The sequence below is a fragment of the Nonomuraea sp. NPDC049486 genome, assembly GCF_040676925.1.
GTDB classification, from domain to species: domain Bacteria; phylum Actinomycetota; class Actinomycetes; order Streptosporangiales; family Streptosporangiaceae; genus Nonomuraea; species Nonomuraea ferruginea.
In genome coordinates this window covers 108,857-127,621 of record NZ_JBFAPV010000004.1, presented here as the reverse complement: position 1 = coordinate 127,621, position 18,765 = coordinate 108,857, and the positions used below count along the sequence as shown (strand labels likewise).

Genomic DNA, 18,765 nt, shown 5'->3' with positions numbered 1-18,765 from the left:
CGGATGGCCCGCTACCGCACCGAGGTCGGCGAGCGCTACGACCGCGACGCGCTGCATCCGTGGAGCGTCACCCGCCGCGTCCTGGCCGCTGAAACGGCGCCCTGTGAACGGCCGGTCCTCGTCCAGGCCAACGGCCACCGCCGTCTCATCGCCTGCGGCCGGCGCCTGCCGCATGACCAGCAATGCCGGGCCTGCCGCCCGGCCGTCACCATCACGCAGACAAGGAGGCTCCAGGGTTGAGCGCACCCGTGCCGCTCGCTGAGCTGGTCGGGCCGGTCGTCCGCGATCTGGCCCGCCGCTCCGGCCACGACCTGACCCGCTGGCTCGAACAAGTCCACCGCCTCGACGGCTGCGCCGCACCGGTACGCCTGACCGGCGAAACCCTCACCCTCGACGCGACTTCCGGTGAGGTGCTGTCGACGTACTCCACTGCTGCCGAACCGCACGGGCAGCTGCTGCTGCGCTGCGGCAACCGGCGCGCCTCCCGCTGCCCGGCCTGCGCCGAAACCTACCGGGCCGACACCTACCACCTGATCCGCGCCGGACTGCTCGGCGGCAGCAAAGGCGTCCCCGACACCGTGCGCGCTCACCCGAAGGTGTTCGCCACCTTGACCGCGCCGTCGTTCGGGCCAGTGCATCGCGGCCCCGACAAGCACGGCACCCGCCGCGTCTGCCATCCCCGCCGCTCCGGCCCGGCCTGCTTCGAACGCCACCATGCCGACGACGAGCGCCTCGGCCAGCCGCTCGACCCTGACGCCTACGACTACATCGGCCACGTGCTGTGGAACGCCTACGCCGGCGAGCTGTGGCGCCGCTTTACCACCTACCTGCGCCGCCACCTCGCCGCCAGCGCGGGCATGACCCACGCGGCGTTCAACCGGCAGGTCCGCGTCTCCTTCGCCAAGGTCGCCGAGTACCAAGCCCGCGGCGTAGTCCACTTCCACGCCATCATCCGACTCGACGGCCGCGACCCCGACCAACCGGCCGAACTGCTCGCGCCTCCCGGCTGGGCCACCGCCGAACTGCTGGACTCCGCGATCCGCTCCGCGGCTGCGACCGTGCATCTCGACGCCCCGGACCTCGGCCAGCCCGCCACCGTTCTGCGCTGGGGCGGACAGGTCGACGTGCAACCGATCGTCGGCAATGACGTGGACGGGGAGCTGAGTGAGCAGGCGGTGGCCGGCTACATCGCCAAGTACGCCACCAAGGCCGCCGAAACCTCCGGCACCCTGGACCGCCGCATCCACGCCCACGACCTGAACCGGCTGCGCGAGCAGGGCGCCAGCAAGCACGCCGCCCAGCTGATCCGCACCGCCTGGACGCTCGGCAACCCCGAGGTTTATCCGGCCCTGGCGCTGCTGCGGCTGCGGCAGTGGGCGCACATGCTCGGCTTCCGCGGCCACTTCTCCACCCGCTCACGCGCCTACTCGACCACGCTCGGCGCGCTGCGCCAGGCCCGCGTCGACTACCGCCACGACCAGCTGCGCGGCGCCGGTCTGCTGCCCGAGGTGGACAGCACGCTCGTGCTCGCCCACTGGAGGTTCGCCGGACAGGGCTATACCGCCGGCGAATCCCTGCTCGTCCAGTCCCTCGACCCGCCAAAGGAGGCATCGCCATGACCATGATCGTCAAACGGTGGCACACTACCGCCGAAGTCGCCGAGATGCTCGGCTTCGGCCTGACCAAGACCAAGTTCCTCGTGCTATCCGGGGAGATCCGCAGCGTCAAGCATGGCCGCCACCGCCGCATCCTCCCGCAGTGGGTGGATGAGTACGTTGCCAAGGTCGCCGAAGGGCAGGACACGTGAGCAGGCGCGGCAACGGTGAAGGCTCGATCTACCCGGTGCCCGGCGGCTACCGCGCCTTCGTCTGGGTGACCACGCCGGACGGCACCCGCAAACGTAAGTACGTCAAACGCAAGACTTATGCCGAGACCCGCCAGGCGTGGAAAGAGCTTAAGGCCAAGGTGGACCGCGGACCTGTGGCCGTCAACGCGCCGACCCTCGACGCGTTCTTGCGGTACTGGCTGTCTGAGGTCGTCGAGCCTCACCTCGCCCCCTCGACCTACGCCAAGTACGAGACTTTCGTGCGGCTCTACATCGCGCCGGGGCTCGGACAGCACCGGGTCGACAAGCTGACGGTGAAGCATGTCCGGGAGTGGCTCAACAAGCTGAGCCAGACCTGCCAGTGCTGCGCGCAGAGCAAGGATGCTGGTCGACGGGAGCCACGATGCTGCGCATCCGGGGCCTGCTGTCATGAGGCGCTGTCAGCTCGCACGATTAGGGACGTGCGCAACGTCCTTCGGGCTGCTCTGACCGTAGGCGTGCAAGAAGAACTGATCTCAAAGAACGTCGCTGGGATGGTGAAGCTGTCGGCGCCTCGGAAGCGACAGAACAAGTGGTGGTCAGTTGAAGAGGCGCGCGTCTTCCTGGAGTCGGCTCGGCGGGATGGCGATCCGTTGTACGTGGCCTATGTGCTTATCCTCGTGCTCGGCTTGCGACGAGGTGAGGTTCTCGGGCTCACCTGGGATGACATCGATCTGGACGCCGGCGAACTCAAAATTTCTTGGCAGCTCCAGCGGGTCCGGGGTGAACTTCACCACCGTGAAACCAAGACGGAGGGGTCCTCTGCTGTTCTTCCCCTTCCGGAGGTCTGCGTGACAGCGCTCAAGCTCCGGGCGGAGCAACAGGAGGAAGATCAGGAAAACGCGGATGCCTGGATTGACACGTCACTGGTGATCACAACGCGGTACGGCACACCGTACGAACCGAGGAACTTCAATCGGCACTTCAAGCTGCGCTGTGACCGGGCCGGGGTCCGCTACATCAAGGTCCATGACACCCGACGGACGTGCGCCTCACTCCTGGTCGCCCTCGACGTGCATCCTCGCGTGGCTATGCAGATTCTTCGCCACAGTCAGATCGCGATCACCATGGAGATCTACAGCGAGGTCCCGAACGACGCTACTCGGAACGCGCTCAAGCGGCTCGGCCGAAGCCTGATCGAGTGAGACTGCTGCACTTAGCTGCTGCACAGAGATTCAAAAGGCCCTCCCGGTGATCCGGGAGGGCCTTTGACCTGGAGCCGCCTTCGGGATTCGAACCCGAGACCCCTTCATTACGAGTGAAGTGCTCTGGCCGACTGAGCTAAGGCGGCATGCCGCGAACGGCTGCCAAGAGTCTACAGGAGCCACGGGGTACTTCGCTCCCGACAATCCACCCCTACCCCGACGTACCAGCCTCCAGGATCGAGACGATGGAGAAGAGCGTGAAGCACACGGCCCCCAGCCCCACCAGCACCCGGGCCGGCACGAAGAAGGAAGCGTCGGAGACCTCCGCCTCGAAGAGGAAGGCCGCGAAGAACAGGCAGGCCAGTGCCGTGGCCACCGGGATCATGGGGATGCGGTTGGCGAGCGGGAAGGACCGGCGCCAGACCAGGGCCAGGAGCAGGGCCTTGGACAGGATGCTGTAGCAGATCAGGCCCAGCCCGATGAGGACGCAGCCGGGCGCGATGCGGTAGGGCTCGTCGGAGGCGGCGAGGACGTAGATGCCGAAGAGGATGTTGATGGTGCCCATGGCGATGACCAGCCAGCTCCAGCGGAAGCGTTCGGGCTCGTCGAAGGCGTTGCGCACCTGGCGGACGATGCTGGCGACCAGGGCGATCAGGCTGGCGCAGATGGCGGCGAGGCCGAAGACGACGTGGCCTGCCGTGTAGTGGGCGGCGTCGGGCTGGGCCATGAGGATGAAGGCCCAGATGAACCCGATGAGGGCGCAGACGAGAGGGAACGCGATGAGGATCTTCCCCGTGGTCGCCGAATAGGCTTCCATGGGCGCCTCGTCCTCCCGCTTCCGGGCGTCGTTGACCGAGATGAGGGAGAAGCTGGTCGAGGCGGTGGCCACGGTGCTGACGCAGACGCTGATCAGGCCGACGCCGGCGACCACGTGGCCGGCCACCAGGTTCTGGGGTTCCCCGCCTCGGGTGATGAGGACGATCCCGTAGATGATCGTGAAGAGGGCGACCGCGTAGCCGCTGACGGGCAGGACGACGCGCCAGATCTTGTTGTAGCGGTCGATCAGCTGGCGGATGATCGTGGCCGCGGTGGTGAAGAGCGCGTAGCAGATGGCGGCCAGGGCCACGACCACGTGACCGGCCACGAAATGGTTGGAGTCCGGGCCTCCCGCGTAGATGTACAGGCCGTACGCGGCGCAGATGACGCCCATGACCAGTGGTATGGCGCGGAAGATCACGCTCATCGTGAAATTCACCGTTCACCCCCGACAGGCCATGCCTACCCGAGGGTGACAATCAGTAACCGAACGGTGACGCCGCTTACTCCGTAAGATCCTCCCCTGCGCCGTACATCTTGTCGTGCTGCCGCCGCGGCGAGCAGACGGACGCCGACGGGCACGCGCAGCGCCGCCCCCCGTCGTCCAGACGGACCGTGACCGTGTCGGCCGGAACGTTGTGCCCGATCACGGTTCCGTCGCCCTGCGGCGTGGTCACGCGGCTGCCGGAGCGAGGCATCCTGTACCGGGTCTCGACGTACAGCGGATGCTCGTACTTCAGGCAGCACATCAGCCGCCCGCAGGCCCCGGCGATCCGCAGCGGATTGACCGGAAGATCCTGGTCCTTGGCCATGCGAACCGACACCGGCTCGAAGTCCTTCAAGAAGGTCGCACAGCACAGGTCCCGCCCGCACGGCCCGATCCCGCCCTGGAGCCGGGCCTCGTCGCGGGGGCCGATCTGGCGGAGCTCCACCCTGGCCCGCAGGTTGCGGGCCAGATCCCGTACGAGAGCGCGGAAGTCGACCCGGTGCGGGGCGGAGAAATAGACCGTGTAGACGTTCTCCTTGTCCAGGAAGTCGACGCCCACCACCTTCATCGGCAGGCTGTGGCGTTTGATCAGTCGTTTGGAGACGCTGCGGGCCTCGGCCCGGCGGCGCTTGTTCGTCTCGTCGCGGGTCAGGTGTTCCTCGCCCGCTATGCCCTCACACACCGGCAGCCCGGTGATCTCCTCGCTCGTGTACTGCGGCGCCCACACGCACTCCGCCACCTCGGGCCCGGCGTCGGTCGGGACCAGGACCTTGTCGCCCACTTTCGGGCTGTGCCCGCCGGGATCCAGGTAGTAGAGCCGTCCGTAGCGGGTGAAGCTCACGGCCATGATCATTCCCATGGGCTCGTGCTCGCCTCCTGACGGCCTCGGGGGTTCTTACGGCCTTCGTTGACACATTACGTGTGCGATCGCGTGAGCGTGAGGGGCGCAGGGCGCTATTCGCAGGCTTCGATCGCGTCGGCGCGGATGCCGAAGCGGGCGTGCAGGGCATGCTCGGCGAGGAGACACTTCTGGTCGATGACCTGCGAGACACCCGGCATGCGCCCAAGCTCGGCGGCGAGTTTCCTCCTGGTACGGAACTCCGTGCCGGGCCGGAGGACGGCCCGGTAGCTCTCAGGCATGTCGCTCATCCGAGTCGCCGAAACCAGCGCTTCGTTGTGCGCGAACGACTCACGGAAGTTCTCGAACGCGGCCTCCTGGTCCTCGAAGGTGACCGACTGGACTTCCGGCAGGGCCGCGAGCGCCCGCGACACCGCGGCCTTCTGCGCGCCGCTCGCGGTCTTCCCGCCGCAACGCTCCCTCTCGGACGTGCACAGGAAGACCGACAGCTCCATGTCGGCATCGGACAGAGCCGCCTTGAGCTCGCCCAGGGCCACCACCTCGGCGACACCCGGCACCTGCCCAACCTGGCGGGAGATGCTCTCGATGTCGGCTCCGGGCCGCGTCACCAGCCGGAACGCCTGGGGAAGGTCGTCCGGGGTGATGCCCTCGACCAGGGAAGGGTCGTCCGAGTAGAAGGCGCGCATGGCCTCGTAGGCGCTGCGCCGGTCCTCGAAGTGGACCTCGTCCACTCCCGGGATGCCGCGCAGCGCGTTCTCGACAACCCGTTCGTCGGCATCACACTGAGGGTCCGCCGCGATCCTGCACAGGTAGACGGCCAGGTCGGCCTGGTCCCGGGGCGGTGCCACCGCCACCGAGGGCCCGTCGCCGTCTGGCAGAAGCGGGGCCATGATCACGGCGAGCATCACCCCGACCGCCACCGCGATCCCCGTGGCGATCCAGCGCGGGCGCACCTGGCTCCGGCGGCCGCCGCGCAACGGCGCGATCGTCTCGACCTGGACCGTCTCCCCGGCCTCCGCGAGCGCGCCGCGCAGACGGTCTTCCACAGAGCTGTTCATGAGTCCTCCCCAAGAGCCCGGCCGAGGGCGGCCAGCCCTCGCGCGATCGTCGACCTGGCGGTGCTCGCGCCGATCCGCATGGATTCGGCGATCTCCTGGTCGGTGAGATCCAGGTAGTAGCGCAGGGTGAGCGCCTCCCGCTGCCTTCGCGGCAGCCCCTGCAGGGCCGCCAGCACCGCACGCCGATCTTCCGAGAGCATGACAGCGCTCTCCGCCGACCAGACGGGCGGTTCGTACGGGACCGCCCGCCTGAACACGGTCGCCCGGCGGCGCAGCACCGACCGGCAGCCGTTGAGCACGGCCGAGCGCACGTAGCCCAGCGCCCTGCCGGGATCGCGCAACCGGGCGCGGCCGGCGTGGGTGCGGGCGAAGGCATCCTGGACGACGTCCTCCGCCGTCGCCTGATCCCCCACCATGATCAACGCGAGGCGGACGAGGCCGACCTGGTGCTCGGCGAAGATCGCCGCCACATCGACCCGCTCGCGCGTCAGCGCCTCTCCTTGGGTGACGAGTTCGACTTCCACATCACAGAGACGCTTCACCCCCGCATCTGCTGCCTCACTTGGGGACGTACGTGAGCCCCAGGATGCCGGAGTCGATCCGCTTGACGTCCACCAGCTTCAAGTGGGTCGCGGGGATGCCGTCGTAGAGCCGCTCGCCGCCGCCGGCGATCGTCGGGAACAGCCAGAACAGGTACTCGTCGACCAGCCGGTGCTCCAGCAGGGTGCGGCTCAGCTCGCCGCCCGTGCCGACCTTCAGGATGGTCCCGCCGGGCTGCTCCTTGAGCTTGGCGACCCCCTCGGCCACGTCACCGTCGATCAGCGTGGCGTTCCAGGCGGTCTCGCGGAGCGTCCGTGAGGCGACGTGCTTGGGCAGGCTGTTCATCCTGACGGCGTACTCGCCGTACCCCTCCTCCATGCCCGGCCACACCTGCGCGTGCGCCTCGTACGAGACGCGCCCGTACAGCAGGGCGTCCACGGAGAACAGCAGGTCCCGTGAGATGGCCTCGTATTCGCCGGACCAGTTGGGCACGACCCACTCCTGCGGGGTGCTGATGACCCCGTCCAGCGTCACGACACCCTGCTCGATGATCTTTCGCATGATCTCGTCCTCTCATTCGACTCACCGACGCGTCGAACGAGAGAACGGGGAATCGACACGCCTTCACACGCGAAGTGCCAGCATCATCGACTCGACGGCGATCTGCGGGTTGACGTTGAGGTCGAGGCGCTCGCGGCAGCGCATGACCGCGTCGACGCGGCGCAGCGTCTCCTCCGGCGTGGTCGTACGGGCGAGCTGGTCGAGGTCGAAGCGGAGGTCGTCGTTGGCCAGCTCGACCGTGGCGCCGAGCTGCATGGCCAGCACGTCGCGGTAGAACCACACCAGCTCCAGCAGCGCCGCGTCGAGCGAGTCGCGCTTGATGCGGGTGGCGCGGGACTTCTGCCGGTCCTCCAGCTCCTTCAGGGCGCCCGCTCCCCCGCGTACGAGGCCGCGGTTGAGGCCCTTGCCCGTGGAGCCCTCGCCGTAGACCTTGCGCAGCTCGCTCGTCTCGGACTCGTTGAGCGTGGCGGTGGCCGCGGCGGCCTCCTCCTCGGCGGTCTTGACCAGGCGTTCGGCGGCCGTCACGCACTCGCCGACGCCGGTCAGCGACCGCGGGATGGCCAGGACGGCCTCGCGCCTGGCCCTGGCTCCCTCGTCCAGCGCCAGCGCGCGGGCGCGCGGGAGGTGCCCCTGGGCGGCGCGGGCGGCGAAGCGGGCGATGTCGGGGGGCACGGAGTCGCGGGTGGCCAGGACGTGCGCCACCGCCTCGGTGGTCGGCGTGGTCAGGGTGACGAGCCGGCAGCGGGACCGGATGGTGATCATCAGGTCGTCGGGGGCCGGGGAGCAGAGCAGCCACACCGTGCGCGGCGGTGGCTCCTCGATGGCCTTGAGCAGGGCGTTGGCCGCCGACTCCGTGGCCCGGTCGGCGCCCTCGAACAGGATCACCCGCCAGCGGCCCTGCGTCGGCGCGCCCGCCGCCCGCAGGATCAGCTCGCGGGTCTGCTTGACGCCGTAGGAGAGCCCGGCGGGACGGACCTGCTCCAGGTCGGGATGGGAGCCGATCAGCACCTGGTGGCACTGGTCGCAGTGGCCGCAGCCGCCGTCGGGGCAGAGCAGCGCCGCCGCGAACGCCCGCGCCGCGTCCTCGCGGCCCGAGCCCGGCGGGCCGGTGAACAGCCAGGCGTGGGTCATGCCCGCGCCGCGCCCGCCCGCCACGACCTCGGCCGCCGCCGCGGCGGCACGCGACAGCACGGAGACGGACCGGTCCTGCCCCACCAGGTCATCGAAGACGCCCACGCGACAAGGCTAGTCGCGGATGGCGGGCATCGTGCCCGTGACGTCTTCGGCCTCGCGCGGCACCGGATCGGGCAGGATCTCGCGTACCCGGTCCTGGACGACCGCGGTGATCTGCTCCGGCGGCAGCGTGCCGTCGACGACCAGGTAACGGTCGGGGGCGGCGGCGGCCAGCGCGCGGAACTCCTTGCGCACCCGCTCGTGGAACTCCAGCGGCTCCGACTCGATCCGGTCGGCCGCCCCGCCGAGCCTGGTCAGGCCGACCTGGGGCGGGGTGTCGATGAGCACGGTCAGGTGCGGGACGAGCCCGCCGGTCGCCCAGGCGTTGACCTTGGAGACGTCGTCGGGGTCGAGGGAGCGGCCCGCGCCCTGGTAGGCGAGCGAGGAGTCGACGTAGCGGTCGCACACCACGATCGCGCCCCGGTAGAGCGCCGGCCGGATGACCTTCTCGACGTGCTCGGCCCGGTCGGCCGCGTAGAGCAGCGCCTCGGCCCGCCCCGACAGGCCGCGCTCGGCGGCGTCGAGCAGGATGGCGCGCAGCCGCATGCCGACCTTGGTGGCGCCGGGCTCGCGGGTCTGCACCACGTCGTAGCCCTGGTCGCGCAGCCAGATGGCGATCATCCTGGCCTGGGTGGTCTTGCCCGACCCCTCGCCGCCCTCGAAGGCCACGAACAGCCCCGGCATCCGCTCGGCCGGCTCGCCGCGGAAGCTCTTCCCCCGCACGGCCGTGATCAGATCGGTCAGGATCGGCACGCCCTTCCTGTCGTCCATGTGGCGCAGGCTGAGCACGCCGACGACCACCGCCAGCACGCCGCCGAGCAGGAGCACCAGGTTGGTGCCGTTGAACTCGTAGCTCAGCGCGCCCACGTCCACGCCGCGCCGGCCGAACAGCGCCGCGAGCGGACCGGCCACGGAGACCACCAGCAGCAGCGTCACCCGTGCCGTGGACTGCAGGAACGAGAACGTGCGCCCGCGCAGGCCGTCTTCGACCTCCAGGCCGATGAGCGTGTAGCCGATGATCCAGGCGATGCCGGCGCACGCCCCGAGCATCACGGTCAGGATGACCACGATCACCAGGTTGTGGACCAGCGCGATGGCGGCCAGCACGAACCCGGCCACGACCAGCGACAGCCCGAACAGCCGCCGCCGTGACAGGCCGCTGAGCAGCCGCAGCCCGAAGAACATGCCCAGCGCCATGCCGACGAAGACCGCGCCGAACACCACGCCGTAGGCCGCGTCGCCGCCGCCGAGGTCCTCGACGTAGAGCTTGGCGACGCCGATGACCGCGCCGCCCGCCGCGAACGCGCCGAGCATGCCGATGATCAGCCCGCGGACCAGGCGGTTGCCGCCGACGAACCGCCACCCGTCGACGATCTGCCTGAGCACCGACGGCGTGGAGATCGCCCCGTCGCGCTTGGGGATGTCGCGCAGCGTGAAGATCAGGGCGGCCGACACGAGGTAGGCGCCCGCGTTCACGATCAGCGGCAGGGCGGTGGGGTCGAGCCCGGCCAGGAGCGGCACCACGCTGCGGCCGACGTCGGCCACCACCGACAGCATCGCGAACACGGCCGCCGCGACCGGCGCGCTCCCGTACGTGACCAGCAGGTTGAGCTGGTTGGCCGACTCGAGCTGCTGCTTGGGCACCAGGTTGGGAACGGTGGCGTCCTTGGCCGGCACCCAGAAGAGGTTGACGCACTCCACCAGGACGGTGGCGATGATCACCCACTGGTAGCTGTTGACCACCGGGATCGACAGCACCACGGCGAACCGGGCCACGTCGGAGAACACCATGGTCAGCCGCCGGTCGAACCGGTCGGCGAAGGCCCCCGCCAGCGGCCCGAGCAGCACGGCGGGCAGCATCTTGGCGACGAACACGCCGCCGATGGCGAGCGATTGCGTGCGGAAGTCGCCCTGGGTGAGGTTTCCCGCCAGCGCGGTGAGCGCGAGGAGGTTGAGCCAGTCGCCCAGGCTGCACACCGACATGGCCGCCCACAACCTGCGGAAGGGGGCGTTGGCCAGCACGTGAGCCTGACGGCTTCGGCCGATGGCGGTCATGATGTCAGCGTATCCAGGTGTTCTGGGAGTGGGATGACAGCGACGAGTCCGGAAATAACGGACTGGTCGTCGCTGAGGGTAGTACGTCCATGGCCTGGTGCGCATGGCACACCGGGCGAATGGGCCCCACCAACAACATCGCCGGGGGCACGCCGCCGTTTCACATCCGCGCCCTGGCCCGCTCGATGACCGGCGCCCAGCGCGACCGCACGCCCGCCGGCAGGTCGAGCTCGTCCCACAGGTCGACCAGCAGCAGCTCGTCGACGTACGTGAGCAGCTGCTCGGAGTCGCCGTCGCGCAGCAGCGCCGAGTATGCCTGGCGGCGCTGCTCGCGCACGGACAGGTCGTAGGCCCGCTCGCGCACCCGCACCCGGCCGAGCGCCTGGCCGACCGGCAACCGCGGCAGCCTGTTGGGGACGCCGCCGGTGAACTCCACCTTCGGCTCCAGCGCCAGCCGGAACCCCGCCGCGTCGAGGATTCGGCCCGCGGTCTCCAGCGTGGGCGACTTGCGGGCGTGCTCGTAGGCCGACAGCGTGGTGCGTGACGTGCCGCACACCCCCGCCAGCTGCTGCTGGCGCATGCTGGCCTCGTGACGTGCCTGCTTCAGCAGCAGGGCGCCGCGAGCGGCCCAGAAAGTGACGTCGGGCAGCCCTCCACCGGGGGAAGACATGAGTGACCACCTCCGAAGTATCCGCCGGGATACTACAACATGTAGCCGACCGAACGCAGCCGGTTAGCGAATCTCCAGCAGCGTGATCTCGGGCGGCGCCCCCACCCGCACCGGCGGGCCCCAGAACCCGGCGCCGCGCGTCACGTACACCTGGACCCCGTCCACCGCGGCGAGCCCTGACACCACGGGCTGCTGCAGCGGCACGATCAGGTTGAACGGCACCATCTGCCCGCCGTGCGTGTGACCGGACAGCTGCAGGTCGACGCCGTGACGCGCGGCCTCGGCCACCTGCACGGGCTGGTGCGCGAGCAGCACGACCGGGCGGCTCTCGTCACGGCCGCCGAGCGCCGCGGCGTAGTCGGGGCCGTCGCCCCCGGCCGTGCCGGTGACGTCGTTCACCCCGGCCAGGTCCAGCACGGCGCCCTGGTGGCGGATCTCCACCCGCTCGTTGCGCAGCGAGCGCACCCCCAGGTCGCTCAGCTCCTCGACCCACTCGCCCGGCCCGTTGGCCGTGTAGTACTCGTGGTTGCCCGTCACGAAGTAGGACCCGTACCGGGACTCCAGGTCGCGCAGCGGCCTGGCCAGCGGCCCGAGTGCCTCGACCGTGCCGTCGACCATGTCGCCGACGATCGCCACCACGTCGGCCTCGAGCCCGTTGATCATGCGGACGATGCGTTCGGTGTGCGCCTTTCCCGTGAGCGGGCCCAGGTGGATGTCGCTCACCACGGCGAACCGCAGGCCGCTCAGCCGGGAGTCGAGCCCCGGCAGGGTGACCGAGGCGCGTTCGATCACGGGGTCGCCGAGCGCCCGCGTCACCCCGTACCCGACCGTGCCCAGCGCGCCCACCCCGGCGGCCAGCGCGGTCGCCCGCCCGATGAACAGCCGCCTGCCGGGGTCGGCGGGCGCGTCGGCGACCAGGACGGCTCCGCCCGCGGGCACGGGCTCCCTCGCGCGCAGCACCGCCGCCAGCACCGCCCGCGGCACCTCCAGCGCCAGCAGGATCCAGAACAGGTAGAACATGACCGCGACCCACATGAAGCCCGGCCAGGCCAGCCACGACAGCCACGGCACCCGCTGCGCCACGAACGTGACCACCACGAGCACGAACAGCCCGGCCACCGCGAAGGTCAGCCGCCCGCGCGCCGCCCCCGGCCGCGTCGTCGCCCGCACCAGCCGATGCCACAGGTAGAAGTGGACCCCGGCTAACACGCCCAGGACCACGAACAGGAACGCCACGCCGTCATGCTATGAGCGGCCCCGAACCGGCGCGGTCCGCCCCCTGAGAGCCCTCTCAGGACTTGGTGGCGGGCTTCTTCTTCGCGGCCGGCTTCTTCGCCGGAGCCTTCCTGGTGGAGGTCTTCTTCGGAGCGGGCGCGCGGTCGCGCCGCTCGGCCAGCAGCTCCGCCGCCCGCTCGATGGTGATCTCCTCCACCGTGTCGCCCTTGCGGAGCGAGGCGTTGGTCTCGCCGTCGGTGACGTACGGACCGAACCGGCCCTCCTTGACCACCACCGGCTTCTTGGAGTGGGGGTCATCGCCCAGCTCGCGCAGCGGCGGCGCGGCCGCGGCCCGCCCCCTGCCCCGCTGCTTCGGCTGCGCGAACAGCTCCTTGGCCTGGTCGATCGTGACCGTGAGCAGGTCCTCCTCGGACCCGAGCGACCGCGAGTCGGAGCCCTTCTTCAGGTAGGGCCCGAACTTGCCGTTGTGCGCCACCACCTGCTCACCGTCGAGCTCGCCCACCACGCGCGGGATCGACAGCAGCCTGAGCGCGTCCTCCAGCGTGATCGTGTCGAGCGACATCGTCTTGAACAGGGAGCTCGTGCGCGGCTTGGGCGCGTCGGCCTTCTTCGTGCGCCGCTTCTTCTCGCCCTCGGCGGGCGGCGCCTCCTCGGGCAGCACCTCGGTCACGTACGGCCCGAACCGCCCGTCCTTGGCCACGATCATGTGACCGGTCACCGGATCGGGCCCGAGCTCACGGTCGCCGGTCGGGCGCGAGATCAGCTCCTCGGCCTTCTCCGCGGTCAGCTCGTCGGGGGTCATGTCCTCCGGGACGTTGACGCGCGTGCCCTCACGGTCGAGGTACGGGCCGTAACGGCCGACCCGGATGACGATGTCGGTGCCCCTGATCGGGAAGGAGCTGATCTCCTTGGCGTCGATGTCGCCCAGGTCGGTGACCATCTCCTTGAGGCCCTCGTCGCCGTCGCCACCGTAGTAGAAGCGCTGCAGCTCCGGCACCCGCTCCGCCCGGTCGTTGGCGATGTCGTCGAGCACCTTCTCCATGTCGGCCGTGAAGTCGTAGTCGACCAGGTTGCCGAAATGCTGCTCCAGCAGGTTGACCACGGCGAAGGCGAGGAACGACGGCACCAGCGCCGTGCCCTTCTTGAACACGTAGCCCCGGTCGAGGATCGTGCCGATGATCGACGCGTACGTCGACGGACGGCCGATCTCCCGATCCTCCAGCTCCTTGACCAGCGACGCCTCGGTGTAGCGGGCCGGCGGCTTGGTCGAGTGGGCGGCGACGTCCAGCCGCGAGACGGTGAGCGCGTCGCCCTCCGCCAGGTTGGGCAGCCGCTTCTCCGAGTCGTCGCGGTCGGTCGCCGGGTCGTCGTGACCCTCCACGTACGCCTTGAGGAACCCGTAGAACGTGATCGTCCGGCCGGAGGCGGCGAACTCGACGTCCTCGCCCGCCGACGACCGGCCGCCCACCTTGACCTGGATCGACTCGCCGACCGCGTCCTTCATCTGGGACGACACGGTCCGCTGCCAGATCAGCTCGTAGAGCCGGAACCTGTCGCCGCTCAGCCCGGTCTCGCCCGGCGTGCGGAACTCCTCGCCGGACGGCCTGATCGCCTCGTGGGCCTCCTGCGCGCTCTTGACCTTGCTGCTGTAGAGGCGCGGCTTGTCGGGGACGTACGCGGCGCCGTACAGCTTGATCGCCTGCGAGCGCGCGGCCTGCACGGCGGTCTCCGACAGCGTGATGCTGTCGGTCCGCATATAGGTGATGTAGCCCTCTTCGTAGAGGCGCTGCGCCACCTGCATCGTGTACTTGGCGGAGAAGCCCAGCTTGCGGCTGGCCTCCTGCTGCAGCGTGGTCGTCCGGAACGGCGCGTACGGCTTGCGCGTGTACGGCTTGCGCTCGACGGACTTGACGGCGAACGACGAGTCGCCGAGCCTGGCGGCCAGCTCGCCGGCGGCCTGCTCCGACAGGTGGAGCACGTCGGCGTTCTTCAACTGCCCGGTGCTGGCGAAGTCGCGGCCCTGGGCCACGCGCTTGCCGTCGACGCCGGTCAGCGTCGCGCTGAAGTCGCGCGGCCGCTCCTCCGGCTTGCCGCTGTCGAACAGCGCCTGCAGGTCCCAGTAGTGGGCGGCGGTGAAGGCCAGGCGGTCGCGCTCGCGCTCCACCACCAGCCGGGTCGCCACCGACTGGACGCGGCCGGCGGACAGCCTCGGCTTGACCTTCTTCCACAGGACCGGGCTGACCTCGTAGCCGTAGAGGCGGTCGAGGATGCGGCGGGTCTCCTGGGCGTCGACCAGGCGCAGGTTGAGCGAACGGGGGTTGGCGACGGCGTCGCGGATGGCCTGCGGGGTGATCTCGTGGAACACCATCCGGTGCACCGGCACCTTCGGCTTGAGCACCTCGCGCAGGTGCCAGGCGATCGCCTCGCCCTCGCGGTCCTCGTCAGTCGCCAGGTAGAGTTCGTCGGCGTCCTTCAGCAGCTGCTTCAGCTTGCTGACCTGAGACTTCTTGTCGGGGTTGACCACGTACAACGGCTCGAAGTCGTGCTCGACGTTCACGCCGAGGCGTGCCCACGACTCCCCTTTGAACTTCTCGGGGATGTCGTCGGCCTTCTCCGGCAGATCGCGGATGTGGCCGATGCTCGACTCGACGATGTAGCCGGCGCCGAGGTAATCGCCGATGGTCTTCGCCTTGGCGGGCGACTCGACGATCACCAGACGTCTTCCGCCGGCACTGCCGTTGTTGGCTGGCACGCTGCTTCCTACCTCGCTGTTCGCTTGCAGTCCCCCTGCCGGACGTCCGGCATAGATCTGAAAGGTAACCCCTCGCTCGGAAATTTCCTTCCCCCGGGCTACCCACTGGCTTCCGGGTCCATCCACGAGCACGCAGAATAGGGCCCATCGAGCGGCATGGCGCCCTGACTCACCCTGGAGACTAATCGTTGTGCTCGACTACTCCTACATGGATCTCTTCATCCCGCGCGACCTCTCCCGAGAAGCCGCACGTCAGCTGCTGACCGAGCACGCAGAGTACGGCAAGTGGGAACTCGCCCGAGTGCGCAAGCACGCGGACGGCAGCAGGCACGTACGCCTCCGACGCAAGATCGTACGGGTGCGCAGCACCCTCGCACGCCCAGGCTGAACACCCGGGCATGGCTTTGCCCGTCCCGGGCCGCGCCCCCGGAACGGGCAAAGCGTTCAGCGCGCGCTGCCCCTGGAAGGCTTCCAGGGGCAGCGGCCGTATGCGGACACCTACCTATGAGCTATCCGAGGCGCGGGTCGCTCAGCGGGTGTCACTTGCTGGTGGGACGGAACCGGCGGGTGGCCGCGAACAGGGTCGCCGTCACCGCGAACAGCCCGCCCAGCGCCAGGGCCAGCAGCGAGGCGGCGGACATCCCGGTGACGCCCGCGGGCTGGGCGGCGCTCATCAGCCCCAGGTCGCCGGCGGGCAGGCCGCGGGTGAGCGACTTGACCGTGCCGCCGACCGGGGTGGCGGCGACCAGCTCGGTGGCCGGGTTCGCGGAGCCCGCGGTGTGCTTCTTGGACGGCTTGGCAGGCTTGGCCGACTTGGCGGGCGTGGCCGGGGTCGACGGCAGGCCGGGCATGCCGGGCACCTGCGGCAGGCCGAGCTGGCCGACGACGTCGCCGACGACCGGCAGGCCGCCGCCGCTCATCTGCTGGGAGGCGTTGCCGAGACCCTGCGCGCCGCTCAGCGCGGGCAGCACGGGCAGGGCGGGAACCATGCCGCCGCCGCTCTGGCGCGCCTTGCCGGCCAGCGGGGTGTTGTGGCGGTAGCCCTTGCCGGGGCCGGGGCGGCCCACGTGGGCGCCGCCGAGGCACCCGGCGGCGGCGTCGCCCAGGACGGCCACGGCGTTGCCGCAGACGTTGACCGGAGCGGTGATCGGCGCGACCAGCTGGTTGCCGGCGAGCACGCCCGAGCGGCCGGACGTCCTGTTGCCGCCCGCGCCGGAGCCGCCGCTCTTGTGCACGCTCGCCCCGCCCTTGCAGTGAGCCTCGGACTTGCCGAGCGCCGCCACGGCGTTGCCGCAGGCGTTGATGGGGGCGGTGATCGGGGCGACGATCTGGTTGCCGGAGAGCACGCCCGACCGGCCGGACGTCCTGTTGCCGCCCGCGCCCTTGCCGCCGTTCTTCACCGAGACGCCGCCGACGCACCCGGCGAACGCGTCACCCGCCACGGCGACCGCGTTGCCGCACACGTTGACCGGGGCGGTGATCGGGGCCACGATCTGGTTGCCGGAGAGCACGCCCGACCGGCCGGACGTCCTGTTGCCGCCGGCGCCGGAGCTGCCTCCCTTGTTGTGCACGCTCGCCCCGCCCTTGCACCCGGAGGTCGCGTTGCCGACCGAGGTGCCGCAGGCGGTGATCGGCAGGTTGATCGGGGCCACGACCTGGTTGCCGCTGCCCGCGCCGAACCGGCCGTCGGTGTCGTTGCCGGTGGAGCCGCGCTGATAGCCGTGGCTCTGGTGGCGGCGACCGCCGTCGTTGGTGACGGACGCGCCGCCCCGGCACCCGGCGAACGCGTCGCCGAACGCGGCCACCGAGTTGCCGCAGATGTTGACCGGCGCGCTGATCGGCGCGATCACCTGGTTGCCGCCGAGCACCGAGCCGCGGCCCGACGTGGTGTTGCCGCCCGCTCCCGTACCGGTGTTGCGCACCGAGGCCCCGCCCTGGCAGCCCGCGGCCGCGTCCCCGAAGATCGCCACGGCGTTGCCGCAGGCGTTGATCGGGGCCGAGATCGGCGCGTTGATCTGGTTGCCGCCGATGATGCTGCGGTCACCGGAGGTGCGGTTGCCGCCCGCGCCGCCCTTGCCGGACTTGCGCACGGTCGCGCCGCCCTTGCACCCGGCGTCGGAGTTGCCGAACAGCGAGACCGCGTTGCCGCAGGCGTTGACCGGCGCGCTGATCGGCGCGTTGATCTGGTTGCCGCCGAGCACGCTCGACTCGCCGGAGGTCCGGTCGGAGATGCCGCCCCTGCCCTGGTCGACGACGGACGCGCCGCCCGCCGAGGTGGCGGTGGAGTCGCCGGCCACGCCGACGGCGTTGCCGCTGATGTCGATCGGCAGCGAGACCGGCAGGTTGACCTGGTTGCCGCCGCCGATGGAGTGGTCGCCGTCGGTGTCGGCCGAAGCCGTGCCGCCGCCGAACGACAGGACCGCCACGGCGAGCAGAGCCGCGGGGGTGGAAGCCTTCGCCCATGTACGCATGAGAATGCTCCTACTGATGTTTGGGGGGAATTACCTGACAGCCCGCGGCCGGCCCGGAGCCATGCGAGAGCACAGCGGAAACCCCGGGGAGCGCGAACCTGCTGAAGTGATCGACATGTCACCCGCTGACGGAGGGGAACTCGCCCACGCTCCGCCGCCGGCCGGAAAAGGGCCGGAACCTTGTGGCGGGGATTAGTCAGGTGAGAAAGAAGGGTCGTCCGCCGCTGCGCGGACGACAGGGGGTCGCACGTAAGCGGGAACGACGCGCCTCACATCGAGCCGCGGGTCGAACCCGTACCGTGTGACATCCCCCATGCTCGGCCCGAACGGGCCGTTGCCACCGCCGGTGGGCACCAGACCGTCGGTGTCGAGAATCTGGCCGGTGGGGCCGGGCGACGGCAGACCGTGGTCCGACTGGCTGGTGAGCCCGTCGACCGTCAGCCCCGCCATGGCCTCGGCGTCGTCGGACGCCACGACCGCGAGGGATGAGCCGTTTCCTGACGCCGCTCCTATCGCCGTCCCTGTCGCCGCGATGGAATCCGCGGCCGCGGGAGCGGCGGTGAGCATCTGGAAGATCACGGCGAGCAGCCAGCCGGCGGCCACAAGACCGCCGACTGCAACCGCACGCACCAGGACCCGACGAGCGACGGCCGCGAACCGCGCCATCCGGTCAACCCGGCGGGCGCCGGTGGGCACGCTCCGCACAGCGAGGGACCGCTCCCTCTGCCGCTGTGCGGTCATGCGTGCCACGTGACCTCCCGAAAGGACGACCGGCGCAAGGGCCGGTCGCATGACAACCCCTCAACGGTCCGTAACCGTAGCAGTACTCAAGGTTGTCGCAAGCGCTTTTCACCGGAGATCCAGCAACTGGTCAAGCCCGCCCGCCCAAACCCCCTCGAACCACCCTCGCCCCCCATGACACGGCCTGCTCCCGGCGACCTGTGCGTCACGCATGGCGTCTCTCCCCATAGCTGGTATGACGCACCCCGAAAGGTTTGCTAACCTTACGGAGCCGACG

The 18,765-nt window shown here is 70.2% G+C and carries 17 protein-coding genes and 1 tRNA gene; 5 read left to right on the top strand and 13 right to left on the bottom strand.

Annotated elements, in window-relative coordinates; all coding sequences use genetic code 11:
- Positions 1-3: 3 nt before the first annotated feature.
- From AB0K05_RS12965 to AB0K05_RS12950, 4 genes are read left to right on the top strand one after another with little or no spacing between them, the layout of a single operon-like run.
- The gene (locus tag AB0K05_RS12965; RefSeq protein WP_364229014.1) at positions 4-240 is read left to right on the top strand and encodes a hypothetical protein; all 237 of its coding nucleotides are present in this window, start codon (positions 4-6) and stop codon (positions 238-240) included.
- Positions 237-1,619: a replication initiator gene (locus AB0K05_RS12960; protein ID WP_364229012.1), complete on the top strand. Its 1,383-nt coding sequence runs from the start codon at positions 237-239 to the stop codon at positions 1,617-1,619. The genes AB0K05_RS12965 and AB0K05_RS12960 overlap by 4 nt, the downstream gene beginning before the upstream one ends.
- On the top strand, positions 1,616-1,807 hold the full coding sequence (locus AB0K05_RS12955; protein ID WP_364229010.1) for a helix-turn-helix domain-containing protein: 192 nt from the start codon (positions 1,616-1,618) through the stop codon (positions 1,805-1,807). Before AB0K05_RS12960 ends, AB0K05_RS12955 begins: the two co-directional genes overlap by 4 nt.
- Entirely contained in the window at positions 1,804-3,009 is a 1,206-nt protein-coding gene (locus tag AB0K05_RS12950) for a tyrosine-type recombinase/integrase (RefSeq protein ID WP_364229008.1), read from the top strand. The genes AB0K05_RS12955 and AB0K05_RS12950 overlap by 4 nt, the downstream gene beginning before the upstream one ends.
- 69 nt (positions 3,010-3,078) lie before the next feature.
- Here AB0K05_RS12950 and AB0K05_RS12945 read toward each other — a convergent pair.
- The 11 genes from AB0K05_RS12945 to topA all read right to left on the bottom strand — a co-directional run bounded on the left by AB0K05_RS12945 (position 3,079) and on the right by topA (position 15,276).
- A tRNA-Thr gene (locus AB0K05_RS12945) sits at positions 3,079-3,155 on the bottom strand.
- A gap of 65 nt (positions 3,156-3,220) precedes the next feature.
- A complete protein-coding gene (locus tag AB0K05_RS12940) occupies positions 3,221-4,252 on the bottom strand; it encodes a DUF2776 family protein (protein ID WP_271275252.1) in 1,032 nt (343 codons plus the stop codon).
- A 76-nt stretch (positions 4,253-4,328) separates the two neighbouring features.
- The gene (ricT, locus tag AB0K05_RS12935; RefSeq protein ID WP_271275311.1) at positions 4,329-5,165 is read right to left on the bottom strand and encodes a regulatory iron-sulfur-containing complex subunit RicT; all 837 of its coding nucleotides are present in this window, start codon (positions 5,163-5,165) and stop codon (positions 4,329-4,331) included.
- Positions 5,166-5,266: 101 nt separating this feature from the next.
- A complete protein-coding gene (locus AB0K05_RS12930; RefSeq protein ID WP_364229006.1) occupies positions 5,267-6,229 on the bottom strand; it encodes a permease-like cell division protein FtsX in 963 nt (320 codons plus the stop codon).
- Positions 6,226-6,753, bottom strand: a complete 528-nt coding sequence (locus AB0K05_RS12925; protein ID WP_261808962.1) for a sigma-70 family RNA polymerase sigma factor — start codon at positions 6,751-6,753, stop codon at positions 6,226-6,228. The genes AB0K05_RS12930 and AB0K05_RS12925 overlap by 4 nt, the downstream gene beginning before the upstream one ends.
- A gap of 34 nt (positions 6,754-6,787) precedes the next feature.
- Positions 6,788-7,330, bottom strand: coding sequence for a dihydrofolate reductase family protein (locus AB0K05_RS12920; RefSeq protein WP_148035680.1), 543 nt, complete (start codon positions 7,328-7,330; stop codon positions 6,788-6,790).
- A 63-nt stretch (positions 7,331-7,393) separates the two neighbouring features.
- A complete protein-coding gene (locus AB0K05_RS12915) occupies positions 7,394-8,566 on the bottom strand; it encodes a DNA polymerase III subunit delta' (protein WP_271275249.1) in 1,173 nt (390 codons plus the stop codon).
- Positions 8,567-8,575: 9 nt separating this feature from the next.
- Positions 8,576-10,618: a dTMP kinase gene (gene tmk, locus AB0K05_RS12910; protein ID WP_148035682.1), complete on the bottom strand. Its 2,043-nt coding sequence runs from the start codon at positions 10,616-10,618 to the stop codon at positions 8,576-8,578.
- 160 nt (positions 10,619-10,778) lie between these two features.
- Entirely contained in the window at positions 10,779-11,288 is a 510-nt protein-coding gene (locus tag AB0K05_RS12905) for a helix-turn-helix domain-containing protein (protein ID WP_148035683.1), read from the bottom strand.
- Between the two features lie 63 nt (positions 11,289-11,351).
- Positions 11,352-12,524 (bottom strand): metallophosphoesterase, encoded by a 1,173-nt coding sequence (locus AB0K05_RS12900; protein WP_271275248.1) that lies wholly within the window; start codon positions 12,522-12,524, stop codon positions 11,352-11,354.
- A gap of 55 nt (positions 12,525-12,579) precedes the next feature.
- The gene (gene topA, locus AB0K05_RS12895) at positions 12,580-15,276 is read right to left on the bottom strand and encodes a type I DNA topoisomerase (RefSeq protein ID WP_271275247.1); all 2,697 of its coding nucleotides are present in this window, start codon (positions 15,274-15,276) and stop codon (positions 12,580-12,582) included.
- 190 nt (positions 15,277-15,466) lie between these two features.
- Here topA and AB0K05_RS12890 point away from each other — a divergent pair, with 190 nt between their 5' ends.
- A complete protein-coding gene (locus tag AB0K05_RS12890; RefSeq protein ID WP_148035686.1) occupies positions 15,467-15,664 on the top strand; it encodes a DUF5703 family protein in 198 nt (65 codons plus the stop codon).
- Positions 15,665-15,815: 151 nt separating this feature from the next.
- Here AB0K05_RS12890 and AB0K05_RS12885 read toward each other — a convergent pair whose 3' ends face one another.
- On the bottom strand, positions 15,816-17,747 hold the full coding sequence (locus AB0K05_RS12885; protein WP_271275246.1) for a chaplin: 1,932 nt from the start codon (positions 17,745-17,747) through the stop codon (positions 15,816-15,818).
- Positions 17,748-17,939: 192 nt separating this feature from the next.
- The gene (locus AB0K05_RS12880) at positions 17,940-18,413 is read right to left on the bottom strand and encodes a hypothetical protein (protein WP_271275245.1); all 474 of its coding nucleotides are present in this window, start codon (positions 18,411-18,413) and stop codon (positions 17,940-17,942) included.
- Between the last annotated feature and the right edge of the window lie 352 nt (positions 18,414-18,765).